Source organism: Desulforamulus aeronauticus DSM 10349 (assembly GCF_900142375.1).
Lineage (GTDB): Bacteria > Bacillota > Desulfotomaculia > Desulfotomaculales > Desulfotomaculaceae > Desulfotomaculum > Desulfotomaculum aeronauticum.
In genome coordinates this window covers 121,879-144,613 of the sequence record NZ_FRAR01000004.1, presented here as the reverse complement: position 1 = coordinate 144,613, position 22,735 = coordinate 121,879, and the positions used below count along the sequence as shown (strand labels likewise).

Genomic DNA, 22,735 nt, shown 5'->3' with positions numbered 1-22,735 from the left:
TCTGCATATTGGAAGGTTTTATACTTCTTGATATGCCGAGAAAAATTGCGCGGGGGAGGTAAGGATTATGCCAGGAACATGGGAAGTAAGACTAAGTGGTTCCGGCGGTCAAGGACTTATTCTCGCTGGAATTATTTTGGCAGAAGCAGCCATTATTGATGGGCAAAATGTGGTACAAACGCAGTCCTACGGGCCCGCTGCCCGGGGTGGCGCCAGTAAAGCAGAAGTGATCATCAGCCCGGAGGAAATTGATTATCCCAAGGTAGAACGACCGGATGTATTTTTGGGTTTAAACCAGGAGTCTGTGCTAAAATACATGACTGGCTGCAAAGAAAACGGGCTGGCCATCGTGGACTCCGGCTTGGTAAACCATGTGCCACCGAGTAAAGCCAGAGTGTACTCGTTACCTATCACCGAAACAGCCCGTAAACAGGTGGGCCGGGAACTGGTGGCCAATGTAGTGGCCCTGGGAGCTTTGTCGGCGCTATCTAATATGGTTAGTAAAGAATCGGTGACAACGGCTCTGCTGCGCCGGGTGCCTAAGGGTACAGAAGATATGAACCGCAAAGCACTGGAATTAGGCTTCGGCTTGGCCGAGCAAGCCCTTAGTGCTGTGGTTGGAGAAAATTAATCTAGAAAAGTATCATAGGGACAATTTAAGAACGCCAACTGAATACGGAAACAGCAAGCGCACAGGACGAATTCCTGTGCGCTTGCTGTTATTACTGTGAGATCATGAAGCGCAGGACAGGCATATTGTTTCAAACCCAGGAAAGGTGATACAATTTCCCCAGAGGCCAAAGAAACTACTATTTATCTTAAAAGGAGAAGTTATACAAAATGGTTGCTGAAGTACGATTATTTATTAACGGTGAGTGGGTAACTACCAATCAAAAGGAACAGGTTTTAAACAAGGCCACGGGAGAAACACTGGCAGAATATTATGTTGCCGGGGCACAGGAAGTGGATGCAGCTATTGCTGCTGCTCGGAACGCTTTTCAGAGTAAAAAGTTAGCTCCCTATCTTCGTTATGAGATATTAAAGAGAGCCAGCGAATTAATAGCGGCAAGACAGGATGACCTAGCTTTCACCCTCAGCTGGGAAGTGGGTAAAACACTGAAAGAAGCAAAGGTAGAAGTAGCCCGGGCGGTGCAAACCATGCTGCTTTCGGCGGAGGAAAGTAAGCGTATCCATGGAGAAATCGTACCTATTGATGGTTCCCCCGGCAATGAAAATCGACAGGCTTGGACCAAGCGATTCCCTCGGGGGGTTGTTTGTGCCATTACACCCTTTAATGTGCCAGCCAATCTAACCTGCCATAAAATTGGTCCGGCCATTGCGGCCGGCAATGCTGTTGTGTACAAACCAGCCAGTGCAACCCCCATTATCGGAGCAAAAATCTGTGAAATTATGCAGGACGCCGGACTGCCTAGCGGTTACCTAAACATGGTCATGGGTGCTGGTTCGGTGGTGGGTGAGGCATTGGCCAAGGATGAACGAATTGATTTTTATAGCTTTACCGGCAGCGCAGAGGTGGGTATGAAGCTAAAAAATACGGTGGGCTTTAGACCTATTTCTTTAGAACTGGGAGGCAACTCACCTACCCTGGTTCATAGCGATGCCGATTTAGAAGCAGCCGCTCTGGCCTGCACACGAGCCGCCTTTGCCAATGCTGGTCAGCTGTGTATTTCGGTACAACGGGTTTATGTTCATGCTCCTATTTACGATGAATTCTGCAAGCAAGCGGCTGCCCTGGCCCAAACCTTGAAAATTGGTAATCCTTTAGATCCAGCTACTGATATTGGCCCCATGATTAGCGAACAGGAGGCCATCCGGGCTGAGACATGGGTTCAGGAGGCCGTTGCCGCCGGGGCTAAACTATTGGCAGGAGGGCGCCGCCGGGGTCCATTTTTAGAACCGACCATCTTGACCCAAGTTAAACCCCAAATGAAATGCAGTTGTCAGGAAGTCTTTGCTCCGGTCTTTACCATTGTGCCCTACGATACCATTGATGAGGCCATTGCCTTAGCCAATGATTCACGCTACGGTCTGCAGTCAGCCGTCTTTACAAATTCCCTGCCTCTCGCTACCCGTTGTGCCGAGGAGTTGGAAGCCGGCGGAGTAATCATTAATGATGTTTCTACCTTTCGGGCGGATCTCATGCCCTATGGAGGCTGGAAGCAAAGCGGTATCGGCAAAGAAGGTCCCCGCTATGTCATCGAAGAAATGACCAAGGAGAAACTTGTGGTTTTAAAAATGTAAGCTATCATATCACCGGTGGGTGGTTATGCCTGTGGTTTTCTACCACAGGTTTCTTTTTTGGGTGATCATAAATTGCTGCCAAGGACTTTTTAGCCCCATAAGGTTCTCAAAATTAGCAATAGCCTTTATAATTAAGGTATAACGTGGAGGAAAGGGTCGTTTCTTGATGAAAATTAGTAGATCTAACAAACCTACTTTGGTACAGGCTAACGATATTTTTTGTAAGATACTTTTGCCTCTGCAAGAACGGGCCCATGGGGAACAAGGTGCTTATTTTTACCGCTTAATCGGTTTTGACGATCAAGCAGAATTTTTGAAAAAGGTTGCACTGCTGCATCAGCAGTTGACTAAGCTGGGTGATCTTTATCTTTATTTTAGTAGCAACATCCCAATCCCTTTTAACAAAATTCTGACTGATAAAATAGCCCAAGCCCTGGCCGATCTCAAAAGCATTCAGCCAAGGGTTATTTGTGACTGTCTAGACCAAGCTAAACTATTCCCTGCCACCAACAACCAAATAAAAAACAATTTGCAAACCATTTTGGAATTATATATAAAAAACGAACCTGAGGCCAACCAAGGCATGGTTAAAAACTTTGTCTCTAAAATTATGCTATGGACGTATCGTTATATCCCGTCTTTAGAGCAAAATAATGCCAACTGGAATCCCAAAGTGTTGTATTATGGGGACATAAAAAAACACTCTGTTTACTTTTTAATTTTGTTGTCGCAAATGGGCTGTGATGTATTATATATTAACCCCCACAGTGATGCCACCTATCAAAGGGTAGACTGCAGCGACCGGTTTTCCCAACGGGTAGAAGGCCGTATTAAAACCAAATTGGTTGAATGCCCCATTAAAGCAGCAGCACCGGAATTGGCCCCAAAGCCCGTCATCTCCGGCCATAGTGCGGTGATAAAACTGAAAAACTGCACCAATATTTGGCAGGATATTTTGCTGCCATTGCATAAAAGAAGCGGCTACCTGGGTAACCCACCCATTCTGCCCATTTATTTTTACCGGCACATTGGCTTGCAGGATACCAGCAGTGTGGCAATAGACGAATATTACAATACCCTTTATCACCTGGCGAAAACCTTAACCAATCGGGCCTGCGGATTTGTTCATTTGATAGATCAGGTGCCAATGCCGAACAATACTGACATTGACCGCTATAAAGTCAAACTTCAGCAGACCAATGGGCAAGATTTGTTGATTAACCGAATGGTACAGGCAAATATTTTGCCAACCACTAACAACAAGTTGTTGAATAACACGATTAAGATGGCTTTTCAGGAAACCATGGCCTTGTTCATTAACCAAGGGTCTAACAATCATCCGGCTAAGTTAGAGAACTTTGCTTTAAAATTAATTGGCTGGATCAATATGTACTTCAAGGCTTTATATACAAGCTCTACTTTTCAGGACAGTCCCAAGGTGTTATATTATGGCAACATTAAACAACATGAGGTTTATTTATTAATTTACTTCTCCAAAATCGGCTGTGACGTGTTATATGTCAATACCGAACACCAAAAGGATGACATCTTTAAAGAAATTGATCCCGCAGAGCAACATACCAAGCTAATTGAACAGCCAAACAGTGCAATATTGGAGCCCTTCCCGCTAGTGGAGCGGGCAGTGCGCAAGGCCACTGTGGCTTACAATGCTGCCCAGGAAATTCAGCAGATGATTTACAGCGAAGATACAGGCTTATTTAAACCTTGGCAGTTTGAAGAGTACCAAACCCAGCCGGTAACCTTACGTACCACCTATGATGAACTAAAAATTTTATGGTCGGAAGAGGCTCGCATTCGGCCGGAATTTAAAGTGGTTAACGGTACCGTGTATGTACCGAACCTCTTTGCCAAGGTTAGCGGCACCCATGAGGACATATCCCTGTATTGGCAAGATTATAAACTACTCACCGGTGCCCCCAACACGCATGTGATCACCCAGGTGCCCTTTACCAAGATAAACTATAGTAAGCGGGATTTATATGCATCTGCCTTTTTATTCAACAGCGACGGCCTGTTAAATAAGGAAAAACTGATGCAAAGTAATTTTTATCAGCTTGCCTATTTAAGAAATTCGTTACAGGATTTTATCATCAACAAAATACAGGAACTGATTAAAATCAATCCGTTCATTGGTGCCACAGACAAAGAACTGCCGTTAAAAATTCTAATGACCGTGCTGACGATGGATGAAAAGATCCTACGGCTGATGGAAACCTTTGATTACCCCAAAACGGTGCCTAAATTGGTTATTTATGACAGCACGAAAGAGGTCTTTAGTACGGAAGACGCTATCATGATTGCTTTTTTAAATATTGTGGGGCTGGATATTGCGATCTTCACCCCTACGAACTACAAAAACATTGAATTAAAATTGCAAGCAGAACTGTTAGATGAACACCAACTGCCGGCATTGCACTTAGATTTGGTCATACCTGATTTAACTGCCATGCCAACTGAACCAGGTAGAATCGGTAATTTGTTTAACCAACTATCAGCAAAGATAAGGAGGAAGTTTTGTTGAAAATTAACAGAGCTGACAGGCAAACGGAACAAGTGGTTGAGGTAGTTCCCTTTGATTTAGAAAAACAAAAACAAGAAGTGGCTGTAAATGTCCAAAATTCCCCCGCGATTGATAACATTTTGGCACAAATTGATTTGGCTGACGCCAATACCATTATGACCTATGGTGCTAACATAACGGAGGAAATAGCCCGGTTTTCCGACCAAATTTTACACAGTATGGAAACGGTCAAGGTGGAGGACTCTGGCAATATGCTGGTACAGCTTAATGCCATTATGGACAAGTTTGATATTAAGGATTTTGAAGAGAAGAAGCAAGGCTTGCTAAGCAGGCTGTTTAACAAGGCTAAGGATTCCATTGAAGCATTGTTTAAGAAGTACCACACCATGGGTGACGAAGTGGATAAGATTTATGTTACCTTAAAGCAGTATGAGGTGGAAATCAACAAGGCCAACAACAATCTGGAGGGAATGTTTGTTAAAAATCTGGAGTACTACGAGCAGTTAGAGCAGTATATTTATGCTGGAGAGTTGGCCATTAAAGAGGTGCGCGAGAACATTCTGCCGGAAATGCAGCAGAAGGCAGCAGCCAGCGGTAACCAACTGGATCAGGTGCAGGCAAACAATGTGGCCAGAATGTTGGAAATGATGGAACAACGTGTGCATGACCTGAAGCTGGCCGAGAACATTGCCATTCAAACCATGCCTAGCATTAAATCCATTCAAAATGGCAACTACAACTTAATACGCAAGATTAATTCCGCCTTCATTATTACCTTGCCGATATTTAAGCAGTGCTTAATTCAGTCCATTATGCTCAAACGGCAGGCTGTACAAGCCAAAGCCATGCAGGCATTGGATGAAAAGACCAATGAGTTGTTGTTAAGAAACGCCCAAAACACAGCACTCCAATCCAAAATGACAGCCCAATTAGCCTCCGGCAGTTTTGTCAGTGTAGAAACATTGCAAAAATCTTGGGAAACCATTGTTAAGGGAATCGAAGAGACCAAGCAAATTCAAGAGACTATACGGCAGAAGAGAATTACCAATAGCGTTAAGCTAGCGGCCTTTAAGGAAGAATTTAAAAATAAGAAAATGCTTAACTAAGCCATCAGCCATAGGCTAAAAAGAGAGAACAGTGGTTGAGAAACTAAAAGTAAGCGGGTAGACTGGCTATTCCATAAGCGAAGCGGAGCGTCCGGCTGCGGTGTATAGCACCCGAAAAAGCTCCAAAGGAATACCATATTGAAGGTGCGAATGATGCTTGCAACGTTTTGTCCGCAATTGCTGTCCCCTAATTTTGTAAAACATTTTATAAAAACACCTCTCCCAAGCTGATCTTGCGAGAGGTGTTTTCTATTTATCTCGTCTTAAATAAGACTATTTTTTGGAAAAAGAAATAAACACATTGACATATAACGTATTATAACGTATTATGATAAGTGAAGGTGCATACATTCACATGCAACAACTGTGCGGACTAGAAGTGTAGAGGCAATCTATAAGTGAGGAGGGGATAGAGCAATTATTGATTGGTTGATTGGTTACTAATAGTTCTCAAATTTGCTAGGGGGGGAACATATGAAAAAACATTTTAGATTGATGTCCATTCTTTTAATAACTTTGGTAGTTGCGATGATGTCGGGCTGTGGGGCAAAAGGACCATCGGATACACAAGGACAAACAGATAAAAAACCAGTCTATCTTACCTGGGCCACAGGTGGAACAGCGGGTACTTTCTATGGTGTAGCAGGGGGGATATCAAAAGTAGTTAAGGAGAAAAACCCCTGGCTGGATATTTCCATACAAACTGGTGGAACCTCAGAGAATAACCGTTTTGTGGGACAAGGTGATGCACAGTTGGGTTTTACTACTGCGGATTGTGCCTATTTCGCTCACGTTGGGCAGCGTGAATTTAAGCAGAGTTATCCCGACTTAAGGGCTGTTATCAGCGGGCCATTAATGTACCAGCATATTTTTGTACGGGCGGATTCATCAATCAAGACAATCAATGACTTGAAAGGAAAAAGGGTCTCTATTGGGGCACCTGGCACTCTGACAGAGATAATGGCTAAGGAAATTTTTGAAGCCTATGGTATTCAAAATGAAGTTAAGACCGAACGGATATCTTTATCTGAAGCTGTTGAGGCATTGAAAGATAAACGCATTGATGCAGGATTTCACTTTGCAAGTCCTCCTGTTCCAGGGTTATTAGATTTAGCTACAACAACAGGTATTCGATTGATTCCTATTGATCAAGCAGAATTAGAGAAAATCCTTAAAAAGAACCCGACCTGGGCTCCGGGTGAGATGGTTAAAGGAACTTACCAAGACCAGAATGAAACAGTGAATGCGATAGCTTCAACGAATATCATTATTGTAAATCAATCTGTTGATCCAGAAGCAGTATATTTAATTACCAAAACAATCATTGAAAATACAGATTCAATCGCTGAAGTTCACCCGTCTGCAAAAGAGTGGAACAAGGAAGCTGCTACAAACGGTGCAAAATACATAAAAATACCATTTCATCCTGGTGCGGAAAAATATCTTAAGGAAATAGGCGCACTTAAATAAAGGCTGCTGAAATGAAAGGTTGGATGGTATGGATAAAACAGTCGAGGGTAATGCCAAAGGTAATTCTAATAAAAAATCTGTTGCAGTCTTTGCGATCACGGTTATAGCTATAATTTTCTCTTGCTTTCATATATATGCTGCTTCATTCGGAACCTTTGGGGCATTTTTGCAAAGGAGCATTCACCTTACCTTTGCATTGGTACTAGTGCTCTTGATTCACCCCTATAAGCGGTGGGGGAGAGCAGGAACTTTCATAAATGCCATTATGATTCTCGGGACAGTATTTGTTGGTATTTATGCAGGTGTTTCCTACGAGACTATGGGTGATAGGGCAGGAAACCCCAATACACTAGATGTAATATGTGGCATCCTCACAATTTTACTTCTCCTGGAAGCTAGCCGACGAATTTTAGGCTGGGCATTGTCAATAATAGCTTCTGTATGTATTGCCTATGTTCTATTCGGTTATTTACTACCCCCGGCAGTAGGTCATCCTGGTTTTACACCTGGTAGAATTATCTATCACTTGTACATGACGACGGAAGGTATTTTTGGTATACCGTTAGGGGTATCCGCTTCTTTCATCATACTGTTTACTATATTTGGAGCAGTGATGATTGAAACTGGTGGAAGTAAATTCATATCAGATTTGGCCTTTGCTTTGTTTGGAAGGTTTCGTGGGGGTCCTGCTAAAGCGTGTGTAGTTTCAAGTGCTGCTCTAGGTACTATGACAGGGGCAGCAGTGGCCAGTGTGGCCACTGTGGGTATATTTACTATACCCCTCATGAAAAAAACAGGATACAGAGCATATATGGCCGGAGCCATTGAAGCCGTAGCTTCCACTGGAGCACAATTGACACCACCGGTAATGGGAGCAGCAGCTTTCATTATGGCTGAAATGCTTCAGGTGCCGTATATCGAAATTGTTATTGCAGCGGCTTTACCAGCCTTTTTATATTACCTGTCGTTATTTGTAGTGATAGATCTTGAAGCGGCGAAAACTAACCTAAAAGGATTGCCTGTGAAAGAACTGCCACGTCTTGGTGAGGTTTTAAAGAAAGGTTGGTTTCAGTTAATTCCGGTGGCAGTGTTACTAGTATATCTAGGTTATTTTCAAACTACCCCAGCGAAGGCAGCATTAGCGGCTATTATTAGTGCCATAATAGTGTCCTGGTGTTTTAAAGAAACCCGGTTAACCTTACCAAAGATCTTAAAGGCATTAGAAAATGGATCTAAGAGCGGTCTTGAAATTGCAATGGCCACCGCTGCAGCAGGAATAATTGTGGGTGCTTTCACTTTATCAGGACTTGGTATGAAATTGTCAACACTACTAATTGCACTATCCCAGGGGAACTTACTACTTCTTCTTTTTATAACCATGGCAGTTGCAATAATTTTAGGCATGGGTATGACTACAACTGATTGCTATATTATTTTAGCAATTCTTGTGGCACCTGCGCTGATAAAAATGGGGGTATACCCCATTGCAGCACACCTGTTTGTTTTCTACTTTGGCATTATATCAGCTATCACACCACCAGTAGCCTTGGCAGCACAAGCAAGTGCGGGTATAGCGGAGGCAGATTTTATGAAGACGGGTCTTCAGGCAATGCGTTTAGGATTAGTTGCCTTTATACTACCCTATTTGTTTGTATATGACCCTGTACTCTTATTAAACGGAAAGCCTTTAGAAGTGATACAAGCTGTTTTAACGGCTACTGTCGGGGTAATGGCATTTGCCGCTGCTCTACAGGGCTACATCCTTAAAGAACTTACCATTTGGCAACGAGTAATACTGTTTGCTGGTTCAGTTTGCATGATTATACCTGAATTGATGACTGATGTTATAGGAGTAGGTTTAGTATTAATGATACTTGCATTACAAATTAAGGCAGTAAGGTCAGAGAACGTTCGTTGTTCGCAAATGTAGCTAATGTGGTTGTTAAAAGCATATCAGCTAGTTAATTAAACATTGCTTAGGAGGATTTAATTATGAGTTATCAAACAGTAGAAGCGGATTTTTTGGTCATTGGCGGAGGAACTGCCGGGACTATGGCCGCTATACGTGCTAAAGAGCTGAACCCCGAAGCAAAGGTCGTAATTTTTGAAAAGGGGAATATCAAGCGCAGCGGATCCATAGCGATGGGTATGGATGCCATGAATATTGTTGCTGTTCCCGGTGCAAATACTCCAGAGGAATATGTGGAAACAAATAAAAAAGCATGTCATGGTATTTTGGATGCTAAGCCTAGTTATGCCCTGGCGGACAGAAGCTATGCCATGGTAAAGCGCCTAGAAAGCTGGGGGGTATATTTCCCCAAAGATGAAGATGGAGATTACGAGAGGCTGCAAGTTCACCCTAACGGACGCTTTTGTCTGACCATGCCTGAACAAAATCTAAAAGTTATCCTTGCCCAAAAGGTTGAAGAACATGGTGTAACCGTCTTTAACAGGACAATGGCTACCAGACTTCTGACCCAGGATGATAGAGTAGCTGGTGCTGTCGGATTAAACATTAGAACAGGAGAATTAATTGTTTGCAAAGCTAAGGCTGTTCTCCTTTCTAATGGGGGTGCCTCGAGGTTTGGTATTCCTAATACAGGTGCATTGCACGGTACGTATGATTATCCCGGCAATGCTGGAGATGGCTATGCCTTGGCTTTTCGTGCCGGAGCAAAGATAACCGGTTTTGAATACTGTATGAGTTATGCTCTAATGAAAGACATCAATATGCCGGCGGGTTATGTAGCAATTGGCAGAGGTGGCAAGCTTTATGACGCTTTAGGCCAGGAAATTGATATGGGAGGAACCATCAATCAGGATGTAATGGTTCAGAAGTGTCAGGATGGCCGGGGGCCACTCTTTATAAATGTTAAAGACTTGCCAGAAGAAAAAATAAAAGCCATTGAAGATCTCTGGTTTAGTGTAGAGAGACCCATGATGAAAAATTATTTTGAGGGCAGAGGTTTGGACCTTCGAAAAGATAATATTGAACTAGTTGCATCGGAATTATTTCTATGTGGTGGCCATGGTTTAACCGGTATTATGGTTGATGAAAAGGCAAAATCTACATTAAAAGGTTTATTTGCTGCAGGGGATGTAGCAAACGTTTCCAGGGGACACCTTACTGGAGCCTTTACCTTTGGTGAAATCGCTGCTGAAGAAGCCCAAGAATTATTTAACGATGAGTTTGATATCGATTGGAGTCAGGTTGAAGCAGAGCAAAAGAATATTGAGGAACTGTTGAACACAAAAGAAAATGAAGTTTCAGTAGAAAAAATGGAATATAAGGTGAGAAGGGTCATTAACGATTACATTCCTTCTCCTAAAAATGAGTACAAATTAAACAAATGTCAGAAACACATGAAAGAATTTAGAGAAAATCTTAAGAGCTTAGTCAGAGTAAATGATTATAATGAGTTATCCAGAGCTATCGAAATTAGTTTTATTATCGATTGCGCCGAGCTGTGCACAGTAGCCTCTCTTGCCAGGAAAGAATCTAGATGGGGTCCCAGACATTTTCGGGCTGACTATCCCCAACAGGATGATCAAAATTGGCTAAAGCACGTAGTTCTAAGTGTTGGTAATAGTTATCCCGAAATAAATGTAGAATTCAAACCCGTTGATGATAGCTTGTAAAAGGAGGTTGCGTTATGTCAATAAAGGTTGATGCTGAAAAATGTATTGGCTGTGGAACATGTGAAGATATCTGCCCGTTAGATTGTATTAGAATGGATGAAGCAGGAAAACCCTTTATTAAATATGAACTATGTTGGTATTGCGGTAGTTGCCAAATTGATTGCCCATGCGAAGCCATCAAGGTAACAATTCCTTTTTTAATCCGCTAGCAGGTTGATAAAGAAATATTATGGAGAGGTAAAAATGCCTCTCCATATTCTGTTTGGGTAAATTGTTCCACTTATAGTAAATAATTATTAAATTTTTGTCTATATATTAGCTTAATTTAACTCTAGTGGTTTATAATAGAGAATAATTTATACCAAGAGGTGTTTTATGATAGAAAAACTTGACAAATTAAGTCCAAGCCCTTTATACATACAATTAGCGGAGATTATTGAAGGTGCCATAAATGATGGTATTTATCCCCAAGGCTCAAAAATTCCTTCTGAACAGCAACTAATGAAAACCTACGGTATTAGTAGGATAACGGTTAGACAAACTATGGACCATTTAATATCCAAGGGGAAAATTATTCGCAAACAGGGAATAGGAACTTTTGTTACAAAAGAAGTGATAACACAAACAATTGTGGATTTTATAGATTTTTATCCCTCCCTATTAAGTAAGTTTGATAATCTTGAAGCAAAAATACTAGAATATGAGAATGTATTGCCGAATGCTGAAGAGAAAAAAATCTTGCAGCTTTCGGATGGAGAAGTAATTTTAAATTATATTAGACAGTTTTATATAAAGAAAACTGTGATTGGTATTTGCCAGGCATGTATACCCTTTGATATAGCAAAGCATTGGAGCAAAGAGGAGTTTTCAGAAAAAAATTCAATTCGGTTAATCCAAGAATCTGCTGGCGTTAAACTTAAAGATTCTCATGTAACTATCAGGTCGGTAATTGCTAAACCCAAAATAGCAGAGCATTTAAAAATTTCCAAAGGTGGTCCCGTATTAGAATTAAGACGCACAACTTACTCTATCAACCAAAGACCTGTTGAATATACCATCTTTAATTTTCGTGGAGACTTGTATGAGCTAAACACTAAAATTGCAGTTGGAGACTCCTCTATGCTTCAACTAAGTGAGCGGTAATAGAAAGAATTGCTTGAATATTACTTGGGGGCAGCCATTAGTTTAAAGGATAGTAGTAAAGTAAGAAGTGCTTTAAATAATTTTTTCTGATAGCACCAATAGATAGTGGTTTTGTATTAGACAATTAGTTGTGTTCTAAATACGTTGAACAAAGGGATGAATTAAGGAACCAGGAAAGTCGCGGGAGCGTAGCATTGGAATTGCCAGGCTGTCTGCGTGCACTTTTTTAAGAAGTAAAGGGAGTATCGCAAAACTACTTTTTGCGGTACTCCCTTGTTTAATGAAAACATCTTCATAAATATAAAATTATTTTCATTATCAATAAAAATCCAGTTAAATTTTTCATAATTATAAAAAATATCACTGGATTTTTAAATATGGGTGTACTATAGTGATATTAATAGATCAAGGATGTATTTAAAGGAGTTTGTTGTATATTTGAATAAAGACATTGGCAAAAAAATAAAAGAGCTGAGAAACAATCGAAAGATGACTTTAAAGGATTTAAGTAAGTTAACAAATCTGTCCACGGGTTTTTTATCACAATTGGAGAGAGGATTAACCAGTGTTGCCACAGATTCGTTAGCTACCATTGCCGGGGCACTGGGGGTGGACCTGTCCTATTTCATTAGACCTCAGCGTAATCGCAGTTACATAGTCAGAAATTATGAGAAAGAAGTTTTTCGGGTGGAGAACCGCTTTATTCAATACCACCTTGGGAGTGCCATACAGGATAAGGCCATGATGCCACGAATTATTGAATTGCTTCCCATTAACAGTGATGAAAACATCACTCAGTATCCCCACGAAGGGGAAGAATTTGTCTATGTTTTAGAGGGGACGTTAACCCTATTTATTAATAACCAACAATATGAACTTTTCCCAGGGGATTCGGCCCATTATAGTTCTCAGTTAACCCATAACTGGGCCAACTATACCAATAAGCTGACCCGTTTACTGGTGGTCAGCACACCCAATCTGCTGAATGAAAATAAGTAAAAGTAGTAGAGGTGGCAGATGAAAAAAGCAATGATTTTTGCTATTCAAAAATTTTGTGTGCATGATGGCCCGGGAATTCGCACCACGATTTTTTTTAAGGGGTGTCCCCTGCGTTGCGCTTGGTGCCATAACCCGGAAAGCCAAAATTTCCAGCAGGAGCTCTTATATGACCCCGGGAAATGTACTCTGTGCGGATGTTGCCAGCAGATATGTGATAAAGGTGCGATCAGTATTCGTGAGGGTATTTTAAAACAGAATTACAGCAAGTGTAGTGCTTGCGAAAAATGCCTTGATACTTGTATCCAAGACGCCCGGCAAATGGCGGGGCATGAGTATACCCTGCAAGAGTTAATGGTGGAAATAGAAAAAGACAGACCTTTTTATGAACAATCCGGCGGCGGAGTGACTCTCTCCGGTGGTGAGGCTCTTTGTCAAATTGATTTCGTGGCAGAATTGGTGAAAAATTGCCAGAAAAAAGGTATTGCCGTGGCTGTAGATACCTGCGGTTACGTTCCCTTTAGCAGTTTTGCACGCATCCTCCCAGATGTAGACATTTTTCTTTACGACCTAAAGCTAATGGACCCTGTACGACACGAACAATACACCGGAGCTGATAACCGTTTGATTTTGGAAAATCTGCATAAGTTGGCGACAGAAGGGGCTACTATTCACCTGAGACTCCCCCTGATAGAAGGAGTTAATACGGACAACGACCACCTAAACCAGATGATTGAATTTACGAAGGGTATGAATATTTCGTTAGTTAACTTATTACCGTATCATGATATTCATCAATCGAAGTATTACAGATTGGCTAGGCCCTACGCGGGCCACCAAATGGCAGCGCCTAGCGAAGAGAAAATGAAAGAAATAAAAGGGCTCTTGGAAGCCCATCAATTTAAAGTAAAAATTGGAGGTTGATGTATATATGGAACGGGGCATGAATGAAAGAATTCGCCAATTAAGAAAACAAAGTCTGACCGTGGACCCTGCTATTTCCATTGAGCGGGCGGTACTGGTTACCGAAGCCTATGAAAAGTATGCTGGTACAGTAGAAATTCCGATATTAAGGGCGTTAACGTTTAAACATATTTTAGAAAATAAAACCCTTTGTATCAACGAAGGGGAATTGATTGTCGGTGAAAAGGGAGAGGGTCCCCAGTCCGCTCCCACCTTCCCGGAACTATGCTGTCACACCTTGGCGGATTTCGAGGTTATGCATCAAAGGGAAAAAATTTCTTTTAAAGTCAGTGCAGAGGCAAAGCAAATACAAGAGGATAAGATTATTCCTTACTGGCAGAAGCGTTCCTTGCGGGAAACAATTCTTCGTCATATGACTCCGGAGTGGAAAGCCTGCTATGAAAGTGGTATTTTTACAGAATTTATGGAACAGCGGTCTCCCGGCCATACCGTGGCTGACGGCAAAATGTATCAGAAAGGGTTCCTTGACTTTAAGCAAGAAATTCAACAGGCTATTGATACCCTTGATTTATTAGAAGATGAGCAAGCCTATGAGAAAAAAACACAGCTAGAAGCTATGAAAATATGCTGTGATGCCATCATTACCTTTGGCGAGCGTTATGCTGCCTATGCCCGGGAAATGGCAGCCAGGGAGGCAGATCCCAAGCGTCAAGCAGAATTACTGGGTATCGCTGCCAATTGCGATGTGGTACCGGCTCACAAACCTAAAACCTTTGCCCAGGCCATCCAGATGTATTGGTTTGTGCATATTGGAGTTACCACCGAACTAAATAACTGGGATGCCTTCAGCCCCGGCAGATTGGACCAACATCTCTATCCATTTTATCAAAAAGACCTAGCAGAAGGGACTCTGACAGAGGAGCAGGCTAAAGAACTGCTGGAATGTTTATGGGTGAAGTTCAACAACCAACCGGCGCCTCCCAAGGTGGGGATTACCCTCAAGGAAAGCGGTACCTATACTGATTTTGCCAATCTGAACACGGGTGGTGTGAAGTCGGACGGTTCCGATGGGGTCAATGATGTGAGCTACTTAATACTGGATGTGATGGATGAAATGAAGCTGCTGCAGCCCAGTTCCAATGTCCAGATCAGCCGCAAGACACCTCATCAGTTCATCAAAAGAGCTTCTGAGATTTCCCGTAGGGGCTGGGGTCAACCGGCCTTTTACAACACCGATGCTATTATCCAAGAACTTTTACGGGCTGGTAAAGACATTGCGGACGCCAGAGAAGGCGGCGCCAGTGGTTGTGTGGAGACCGGTGCCTTTGGTAAAGAAGCGTATATTTTAACCGGCTATTTTAACCTTCCTAAAATACTGGAAATCACTTTAAATAACGGTTACGATAAGGTTTCCGGTAAACAGCTAGGGCTAACCACCGGCTATGCTACTGACTATCAAAGCTATCAGGAGCTATTTGCAGCCTTTGAAAAGCAAGTAAATCACTTTATAGATATCAAGATTAAGGGTAATCATATTATTGAAAAAATTTATGCCAGTCAAATGCCTTGTCCCTTTTTATCCATTACCGTCAGTGATTGTATCAAAAAAGGAATGGATTATAACGCTGGGGGTGCCAGATACAATACCTCCTATATTCAGGGCGTGGGTATTGGTACCCTCACCGATTGCCTGGCTGCCATCAAATATAATGTATTTGAGCATAAAAAATTCACCCTGCAGGAACTTATGCAGGCCTTGGAGGCTAATTTCGTCGGCTATGAACAGATCCGCCATCTGGTGCAGAACAAAACTCCTAAATACGGGAACGATGATGACTTTGCCGACGCCATCATGTTGGCTGCCTTTAATACCTTCTATGATGCAGTAAACGGTAGAAAGAATAGGAAGGGTGGGAGCTATCGTATTGATATGCTGCCGACCACCTGCCATGTCTACTTTGGTTCTGTGACCGGAGCTACCCCCAACGGCAGGTTGGCCTGGAAACCTCTCTCCGAGGGCATTTCTCCGGAACAGGGTTCAGACCGCCAAGGACCCACTGCAGTCATCAAATCCGCAGCTAAAATGGATCATTTGCGTACTGGCGGAACTCTTTTGAACCAAAAATTCAATCCTTCTGTAGTGGCAGGGAATGACGGATTGGAAAACATGGTTTCCTTGGTAAGGACCTATTTTAACATGGATGGACACCATATTCAGTTTAATGTGATTGATCGTAAAACTCTGTTGGCTGCCCAGGAACGGCCCGAAGAATACAAAGGCTTGATCGTCAGAGTAGCCGGCTACAGTGATTTATTCCATAATCTAAGCAAAGAATTACAAGACGAAATTATCGAAAGAACAGAACAAAGCTTTTGTTAAAAAATTAGAGTAAAAGCTGCACTAAGGACAAAGTGCAGCTTTTATGTTTATATCGAGAATTATTTGGGAGATCAAACTCCACATAATACTGCCAAAGATGGAAAAACTAACAATGGTGATGACGAATGAATTGGTGGAAAGAACTGAAACAAACCTTAACCTATAAACCGAACAGTGATCGGGAAGGTTTTGTGTTAAAAGAAACGCCTAAAGAAAGAGCAATGTTAAAAAAGGATAGACAGGTTGAAACAGATCAACCTGAAGATTCTAACGCTGCTAAAGAGGAAGCAGCAAAGCCCCAGCCGAAAAATCGTTCCCGATTAAAGCGACCAGAAAGAGTAACGGGTCGAGAGGGGTCTAAGCAGAAACAAACCAAAACGGAAGAAAAAAAGAAGGAGCCGAGCTCCGCCAAGGAAGATCGGAATTTTGGTCAAAAACATGAGAACACAACAACAGATCTGAGAAAACCACTAAAAATATACCAGGCTCAGGAAGATCAAGATCCAGATCAGGTCAGTCCTTATTTAGAAGTTAACCAAAAGCGCATCGAAGAAATCTATGACATCCCGAATAACAAAGACTTTATTATCCGGGAGTTTACCATTGCAGTGGTGCCACCCGTCAAGGCCTTTGCCATATTTATGGAAGGCATGAGTGACAAGGCATCCATCAATACTTATGTACTGCAGCCCTTAATGCTGTTTTCCAATTTTCAGCCCACAGTGGATGGTTACCTCATAGACCATATTGAAAGGCGGGTATTAATCGGCAACCAGGTCAATGTTCACCATAAATTTGAGCAAATTGTAGCTGGTGTGAATTTTGGTTCCACCGCCGTTTTTGTGGAGGGCTGCGATCAAGCCTTGCTGGTGGAAACCAAGGGTTGGGAACACAGGGGTATATTTTATCCGGTTAATGAACAGGTTATCCGAGGTCCCCAGGAAGCCTTTAACGAAACCTTGCGGACTAATACAGGACTTATACGGAAACAAATACGTTCTGCCAAATTAACTACTGAGATGGTTAAAGTAGGGGAAACAACCCATCGTGATGTGGCTATTATGTACTTGCGAGATGTGGTCAATCCGAAGTTGTTAAAAGAGGTTAAGCGAAGAATTGAATCTCTCCAAGTTGATGGTATCGTGGACAGCGGCATTTTAGAGCAGTATCTTGAGGAACGTCCTTGGAATATTGCTCCGCAGGTGATGGCTACGGAAAGGCCGGATCGGGTTGCTTTTCATATCCTGCGGGGCAAAATTGCCATTCTCCTGGACGGCAGTCCTTATGCACTGGTGGTTCCCACCACGATGTTCGACCAGCTGCATACCATGGATGATTATTTTCTCCGTCCGCTGTATGGCACATTCCTGCGGCTGATTAGAACGGTTGCTTTTTATATTTCCTTTCTAACACCGGGTATTTATCTGTCCATTGTTTTATTTCACAAAGAGATGGTTCCCACGGAACTGCTATTGGCGATAGCCGGAGCCAGGGAAAAGGTACCCTTTCCTAGTTTAGTAGAGGTTATTATCATGGAAGTATCCTTTGAACTCATTCGAGAGGCTGGCCTCCGTGTACCGGGGGCTGTGGGAAATACCATTGGTATTGTAGGGGCACTGATTTTGGGACAGGCAGCGGTAGAGGCTAATATTGTCAGTCCTATTCTGATCATTGTCGTGGCGGTTACCGGTCTGTCTTCCTTTGCGGTACCCTATTACTCGTTGCAATTTTCCCTGCGTATCATCCGTTTTGCCTATATCTTTTTAGGTGCAGCCTTGGGCTTTGTGGGTATTATCTTTGGTTTATTTGTGCAAATGCATATGCTGTCTTCTCTTAAATCCTTTGGGGTACCTTACTTAGCACCCATGTCGCCAACCACTGATTCGACCGGGGATGTGGTGCTGCGAAAACCAGTCTTTTCTTGGGAAAAGAGACCTGATTATCTAAATACTCAGCAAGAGCAATTTCAGCCTAATATCGCCAGAGGTTGGGTGAAAGAATCCAGCAAAAGGAAGAGAAAATCTTGATAAGAGAAGGAAAATTTGGTTTTGCCGAAGGGGTTTCTCTGCTTCTAATCTCCAATCTTGCCACAATATATTTGGTCGAACCCAGTGTAGCCGTTGAATTGGGAAAAAATATGGCTTGGTTAATGGCATTGTTTACGATGGTAGTCATGCTATTAGAGTACTGGATTATTATTTCTCTGATGAAGAGGCATCAGGACACCACCATTATCGAAGCCAGCGAACAACTTCTGGGTCCTTATCTGGGGATACTGTGTAATTTGTTATTTGCTTTGTATTTTATTGTAGAGGAGGCCATTCTCATCAGAAGGTATGGTGAGGCTTTATTAACTGCGGCCTTGCCCACTACTCCTATCAGTGTTATCATGGTTACCCTCACTTTGGCAGCGATTATTAGCTGTTATTATGGTTTAGAGACCATCGCTAGGGTATCTCGAATATCCATCACCTTTATCTTCGGCGGGATCTTTATTTTGTTTATGGCGGTAATAAGTTATGTTGATGTTACTAATTTATATCCGCTGTGGAGTGTCAATCCTCTAAAAATAATAGCAGAAGGTCAGTATAAATTAATCATTTTAAGCGAAGGTCTTTTAGCTGCCGTAATTTTTCATTCCTTTGGCAACTGGCACAACTTTCGTTCGGTTGGTTTGCTGGCTATTTCTGTTAGCGGAATCATTCGAACAACCTTAATTATCTTACTGATTCTGGCCTTAGGGGTGGAATTAGCTTCAGAAAAAGTACTTCCCTTCTTTAATCTTAGCCGTTTGGTTAGTTTTGGTCGCTTTTTTCAACGTGCAGAATCGGTCTTCTTGTTAACCTGGGCCATGGTGGGTTTTCTTAAACTGTCTATTACCTTGTATGCCTCAACAGTTATTTTAGCCCGAACCTTTCGATTGCAAGATTATCGACCCCTTCTTTGGGCAGTGAGCCTATTGTGTTTTAGTATAAGTATCATCCCACCAGATGTAGAAACCATAGGAACACTGAATCTAAATTATTTTACCGTTTGGGGACTGATCCCCACCATTGTACTACCATTTTTACTCCTAGTGGTGTCTCTAGTTAGGAAACGGGAGAGAAAACAGAAGCATACTTCAGAAGCAGGAAACCAATAAGGGAAGTGGTCTGAACTCTAAAGTAGATGGAGGGTTTGCATGAGGGATAAAGCAAAAGAAGTCAAGCTGTGGATCAAAATAGTTTGCTTACTTTGTTTGATATCTACCAGTATCGGTTGCATGGGAGCTAGAGAAACAGATCAGCTAGCCTTTGTTTTGGCCATAGGATTTGATAAAGCTGATAACAATCAACAGGAAGTAACGATAACCATTGCCAATACCCTAGCCTTCTCTAGTACAGGTGGTAGCGGTGGACAGGATGCTCCATCCTATGAGACTGTCAGTGTGAAAGCACCTAGTGCTTGGGAAACTGGGAGCCTTTTTAACAGTTTTAACAGCCGAGAATTAGCCTATATGCATACCAAGCTCTTTGTTATCGGAGAAGAAACAGCTAAAGATGGTATTGAAAAATACCTTACAGCCATCTCCCGTTTTCGGGAAGCACGGGGTAACAGTTCTCTCTACATCTGCAAGGGCAAAGCCAAGGATTTTTTAATGAATAATAAACCAGTATTGGAAACCTCTCCGGCCAAACAAATTGAATTAATTGAAAACACTTCAAAAATCATAGGTTACTTTCCGGTAACTACTGTTAATGATATTTTAAAGACTCTAAAAAACTTGCATAGTTCACCCATTGCCGGCTTAGTTGGGATTCATAAAACGGGTGAGGATGAGCAAGTAGAAAAACTGCTGAGAGAGACTACAGATCCTTTGCAGGAACCCTATTATGCCGGAGTGGTTCCTAGAACAGGCGGCAATAAAGCCGAGTTTATTGGCACAGCGGTATTTAATGATGATAAAATGGTTGGCATTTTATCTGGGAGTGAGACCCGAACCATGTTACTACTACAGGGAGATTTAACTTCCAGCATGTATAATATTCGTGACCCTAAGTATGACAACTTCAACATTGCTGTAAATTTAAGACAGGCCAGAAAACCAGAAATCAGAATAAACCGTGAGGCTGATGGGGTCAAGATTGAGGAAACCGTATTTTTGGAAGGAGAATTTATAGCCATCGAAAGTGGAGAAGACTATGAAGGAGTCGAAGCAAAGCGGCAGTTAGAACAAACCTTTAGCCGGGAGGTCGAAAAACAAGCGAGGGAGTTAATTGCCAAGACAAAGGAAGAAAATTATGGAGATATTTTTCAATATGATCGTTATTACCGTAAAGAATTAAGGACTTGGGAAGAATGGAAAAATTTAAACTGGAAAGAAATCTACGATGAGGCAGAAATCAACGTTATTTGTAAAACTAATATTCGTCGACCAGGACTCTTGAGACAAACACTACCCATATTAAGGACGGAGAAAAAATGAATTACATTCTAGCCTTAATTCCGTTGGCCGTTGGTTTTTATACTATTTCCTTTGTGGTCTGGTTATGGACTCATCAAAACAAGCGTGGAGCAGTAGGGACCCTGATGCTGACCCTTATTACCATGGCGATATCTTTTTATGCTATTTTCTTTAGGAAGGGATTTGAGTGAAAGGACTGGCCCTAGGTGATGGGCCTTAAGCCATAGGATTTTCTAAAAACTAACAGGATTCCATAAAGTCCATGCAGAATAGTAATACCTTATGGATAACCATGTAGGATGTGATTCCATGGATATAAAGGTACAGCCCTGGCCTATGGGAGGAGCGGGAGATTTAGCCCAGGCCTTGGAGAAAACCTTTACGGAGGAATGGGGCGGCCCCAAAAGTGCTCTGGCTTTAGCCTATCTACGGGAAACCGTCATTCCCGAACTGGTTTTTTGTTTAAGGATAAACTGGCATTTTTTTGATAATGCTACCTTTCGTAATATCCTTACGGCTAAGTTAAATACACAGTTTGCCTATCCGCCTGCCTTTGCCGAAGGGCTGTCTGGGGACTTGTTAAAGTGTGCCAAGGAAGTGCTGGGACTAAGTCCGGTAGCCAATAACCACCCCTGGCAACCTTGGGAAATGATCCTGCGTATGTTTACTATTGGCTACCGCTTACCGGAGATTGTGCAAAAAACAGGCTATCCCGAAGCTTACTTGGATATTTTTAAGAAAAATTACTTGCAGCTCCAGGAAGTTATTCAGGCGCTAGGACAAACTAACGAAGAGCAGGTACTGGCTCACCGAGATCTAGCTGGAACTGAAATTCAAATGCTACGCTTCATGATCGATTTTCGAAACCGTTTTCAGGTATTTGAGAATTATTTGGAACGGTTACAGGCTGAACAAATCATTATGGAATTAGGACTGGAACTGGAACCGGATAGCCTCATCCGTATATTTGAGGGACTTTTTGAAGTTGAAAGACAGGTGAATCCTAGTCGTTTTGTGGATATTCTTAAGGGTGCTAAATCTGCTTGGTTAACGGGCGAGAGTTTCTTTACCAAAACGCGGGGTTATGCAATTTTAGCCAACTGGCCGAAAAAACAAATTACCACTTTATTAGAACGTTTACAAGAAGCGAATATTATTATAAGTGATGCCAGCCATGATCAGGTTTTAGGCCTTTCCGAACAGGCTGCTCGGCTCATTGTGCCCCTGGTGGTTCCAGGACTGGCGGATGAGGTGCAGAATACGTTACGCAGCAAAGCCCGGGATAAGATTTCCCGCAGTACTGCGGTACTGCAGGGTAAAAACCCGGAGGTGACTGTCCACGTAATCCGGGAACTGGTGCGTCGGGGAGATACTAGCGTAGTGATGTGTTTTAAGGCTCTACAGAGACGAGTAACGAAAAAGGTATTTTTACAAATTGTCTGGGCCTGCGGCCAATTGGGTGGCAAGGATGCTATCAGCCTATTAAGTAAAGCTATCTTGGATAGGGACAGTCTGGTCAGGGTGCGTTCATGCCAGGCCATGGGGCAAATGGCTGAACAATCCTTTTACTTCGCCTTAATTAATGCTTTGGAAGATCCCGTGGCCTTAGTAAGGGAGAATGCTGCCATCGCCTTGAGCAAACTAAAGATGCCCAGTGCTTTAAAGCATTTGGAGCAGTTAATTGAGAACATGGAGGAAGAACTTCAGGTGCAGCGGGCCGCCAGAGAGACCCGAGCTATTTTACTACAAGAGAAAGAACAGAGAGAATCAGAATAGGCCCTGATTGGGTCTTAATTTTTTGCTTGCAGATAATTTTGATAAATGAGATA

17 protein-coding genes are annotated in these 22,735 nt (G+C 42.3%); all 17 read left to right on the top strand.

Annotation, left to right across the window (positions count from 1 at the left end; translation table 11 throughout):
• The first annotated feature begins 67 nt into the window (after positions 1 to 67).
• The 17 genes from BUA78_RS00660 to BUA78_RS00585 all read left to right on the top strand — a co-directional run bounded on the left by BUA78_RS00660 (position 68) and on the right by BUA78_RS00585 (position 22,682).
• Positions 68 to 631: a 2-oxoacid:acceptor oxidoreductase family protein gene (locus BUA78_RS00660; RefSeq protein ID WP_072910351.1), complete on the top strand. Its 564-nt coding sequence runs from the start codon at positions 68 to 70 to the stop codon at positions 629 to 631.
• Between the two features lie 209 nt (positions 632 to 840).
• The gene (locus BUA78_RS00655; protein WP_072910350.1) at positions 841 to 2,262 is read left to right on the top strand and encodes an aldehyde dehydrogenase family protein; all 1,422 of its coding nucleotides are present in this window, start codon (positions 841 to 843) and stop codon (positions 2,260 to 2,262) included.
• Positions 2,263 to 2,428: 166 nt separating this feature from the next.
• The gene (locus tag BUA78_RS00650) at positions 2,429 to 4,804 is read left to right on the top strand and encodes a YceG family protein (protein ID WP_072910475.1); all 2,376 of its coding nucleotides are present in this window, start codon (positions 2,429 to 2,431) and stop codon (positions 4,802 to 4,804) included.
• Positions 4,801 to 5,910 carry a toxic anion resistance protein gene (locus BUA78_RS00645; RefSeq protein ID WP_084082251.1) on the top strand — a complete coding sequence of 370 codons (1,110 nt, stop codon included), beginning with the start codon at positions 4,801 to 4,803 and terminating at the stop codon, positions 5,908 to 5,910. The genes BUA78_RS00650 and BUA78_RS00645 overlap by 4 nt, the downstream gene beginning before the upstream one ends.
• 474 nt (positions 5,911 to 6,384) lie before the next feature.
• Entirely contained in the window at positions 6,385 to 7,380 is a 996-nt protein-coding gene (locus BUA78_RS00640; protein WP_072910349.1) for a TAXI family TRAP transporter solute-binding subunit, read from the top strand.
• A gap of 28 nt (positions 7,381 to 7,408) precedes the next feature.
• Positions 7,409 to 9,310 (top strand): TRAP transporter permease, encoded by a 1,902-nt coding sequence (locus BUA78_RS00635; protein ID WP_072910348.1) that lies wholly within the window; start codon positions 7,409 to 7,411, stop codon positions 9,308 to 9,310.
• Between the two features lie 62 nt (positions 9,311 to 9,372).
• The gene (locus BUA78_RS00630; RefSeq protein ID WP_072910347.1) at positions 9,373 to 11,019 is read left to right on the top strand and encodes an FAD-binding protein; all 1,647 of its coding nucleotides are present in this window, start codon (positions 9,373 to 9,375) and stop codon (positions 11,017 to 11,019) included.
• A 14-nt stretch (positions 11,020 to 11,033) separates the two neighbouring features.
• On the top strand, positions 11,034 to 11,228 hold the full coding sequence (locus BUA78_RS00625) for a 4Fe-4S binding protein (RefSeq protein WP_072910346.1): 195 nt from the start codon (positions 11,034 to 11,036) through the stop codon (positions 11,226 to 11,228).
• A 166-nt stretch (positions 11,229 to 11,394) separates the two neighbouring features.
• Complete coding sequence (locus BUA78_RS00620) at positions 11,395 to 12,162, top strand: GntR family transcriptional regulator (RefSeq protein ID WP_072910345.1); 768 nt, start codon at positions 11,395 to 11,397, stop codon at positions 12,160 to 12,162.
• A 438-nt stretch (positions 12,163 to 12,600) separates the two neighbouring features.
• The gene (locus BUA78_RS00615; protein WP_072910344.1) at positions 12,601 to 13,161 is read left to right on the top strand and encodes a helix-turn-helix domain-containing protein; all 561 of its coding nucleotides are present in this window, start codon (positions 12,601 to 12,603) and stop codon (positions 13,159 to 13,161) included.
• An 18-nt stretch (positions 13,162 to 13,179) separates the two neighbouring features.
• Entirely contained in the window at positions 13,180 to 14,082 is a 903-nt protein-coding gene (locus BUA78_RS00610) for a trans-4-hydroxy-L-proline dehydratase activase (RefSeq protein WP_072910343.1), read from the top strand.
• A 7-nt stretch (positions 14,083 to 14,089) separates the two neighbouring features.
• Entirely contained in the window at positions 14,090 to 16,462 is a 2,373-nt protein-coding gene (hypD, locus tag BUA78_RS00605; protein ID WP_072910342.1) for a trans-4-hydroxy-L-proline dehydratase, read from the top strand.
• Between the two features lie 125 nt (positions 16,463 to 16,587).
• Entirely contained in the window at positions 16,588 to 18,489 is a 1,902-nt protein-coding gene (locus BUA78_RS00600) for a spore germination protein (RefSeq protein ID WP_072910341.1), read from the top strand.
• Positions 18,486 to 19,604, top strand: a complete 1,119-nt coding sequence (locus BUA78_RS00595) for a GerAB/ArcD/ProY family transporter (RefSeq protein ID WP_072910340.1) — start codon at positions 18,486 to 18,488, stop codon at positions 19,602 to 19,604. The genes BUA78_RS00600 and BUA78_RS00595 overlap by 4 nt, the downstream gene beginning before the upstream one ends.
• A gap of 39 nt (positions 19,605 to 19,643) precedes the next feature.
• A complete protein-coding gene (locus BUA78_RS00590; protein WP_072910339.1) occupies positions 19,644 to 20,927 on the top strand; it encodes a Ger(x)C family spore germination protein in 1,284 nt (427 codons plus the stop codon).
• Complete coding sequence (locus BUA78_RS20030; protein WP_175548940.1) at positions 20,924 to 21,097, top strand: hypothetical protein; 174 nt, start codon at positions 20,924 to 20,926, stop codon at positions 21,095 to 21,097. The genes BUA78_RS00590 and BUA78_RS20030 overlap by 4 nt, the downstream gene beginning before the upstream one ends.
• Positions 21,098 to 21,215: 118 nt before the next feature.
• Positions 21,216 to 22,682: a HEAT repeat domain-containing protein gene (locus BUA78_RS00585; protein ID WP_084082250.1), complete on the top strand. Its 1,467-nt coding sequence runs from the start codon at positions 21,216 to 21,218 to the stop codon at positions 22,680 to 22,682.
• Positions 22,683 to 22,735 lie beyond the last annotated feature (53 nt).

What these genes read in the sequence shown, in the direction of transcription:
- BUA78_RS00660 (WP_072910351.1), top strand. Translation starts at nt 68, where the DNA reads ATGCCAGGAACATGGGAAGTAAGACTAAGTGGTTCCGGCGGTCAAGGA.
- BUA78_RS00655 (WP_072910350.1), top strand. Translation starts at nt 841, where the DNA reads ATGGTTGCTGAAGTACGATTATTTATTAACGGTGAGTGGGTAACTACC.
- BUA78_RS00650 (WP_072910475.1), top strand. Translation starts at nt 2,429, where the DNA reads ATGAAAATTAGTAGATCTAACAAACCTACTTTGGTACAGGCTAACGAT.
- BUA78_RS00640 (WP_072910349.1), top strand. Translation starts at nt 6,385, where the DNA reads ATGAAAAAACATTTTAGATTGATGTCCATTCTTTTAATAACTTTGGTA.
- BUA78_RS00635 (WP_072910348.1), top strand. Translation starts at nt 7,409, where the DNA reads ATGGATAAAACAGTCGAGGGTAATGCCAAAGGTAATTCTAATAAAAAA.
- BUA78_RS00630 (WP_072910347.1), top strand. Translation starts at nt 9,373, where the DNA reads ATGAGTTATCAAACAGTAGAAGCGGATTTTTTGGTCATTGGCGGAGGA.
- BUA78_RS00625 (WP_072910346.1), top strand. Translation starts at nt 11,034, where the DNA reads ATGTCAATAAAGGTTGATGCTGAAAAATGTATTGGCTGTGGAACATGT.
- BUA78_RS00620 (WP_072910345.1), top strand. Translation starts at nt 11,395, where the DNA reads ATGATAGAAAAACTTGACAAATTAAGTCCAAGCCCTTTATACATACAA.
- BUA78_RS00610 (WP_072910343.1), top strand. Translation starts at nt 13,180, where the DNA reads ATGAAAAAAGCAATGATTTTTGCTATTCAAAAATTTTGTGTGCATGAT.
- hypD (WP_072910342.1), top strand. Translation starts at nt 14,090, where the DNA reads ATGGAACGGGGCATGAATGAAAGAATTCGCCAATTAAGAAAACAAAGT.
- BUA78_RS00600 (WP_072910341.1), top strand. Translation starts at nt 16,588, where the DNA reads ATGAATTGGTGGAAAGAACTGAAACAAACCTTAACCTATAAACCGAAC.
- BUA78_RS00590 (WP_072910339.1), top strand. Translation starts at nt 19,644, where the DNA reads ATGAGGGATAAAGCAAAAGAAGTCAAGCTGTGGATCAAAATAGTTTGC.
- BUA78_RS20030 (WP_175548940.1), top strand. Translation starts at nt 20,924, where the DNA reads ATGAATTACATTCTAGCCTTAATTCCGTTGGCCGTTGGTTTTTATACT.
- BUA78_RS00585 (WP_084082250.1), top strand. Translation starts at nt 21,216, where the DNA reads ATGGATATAAAGGTACAGCCCTGGCCTATGGGAGGAGCGGGAGATTTA.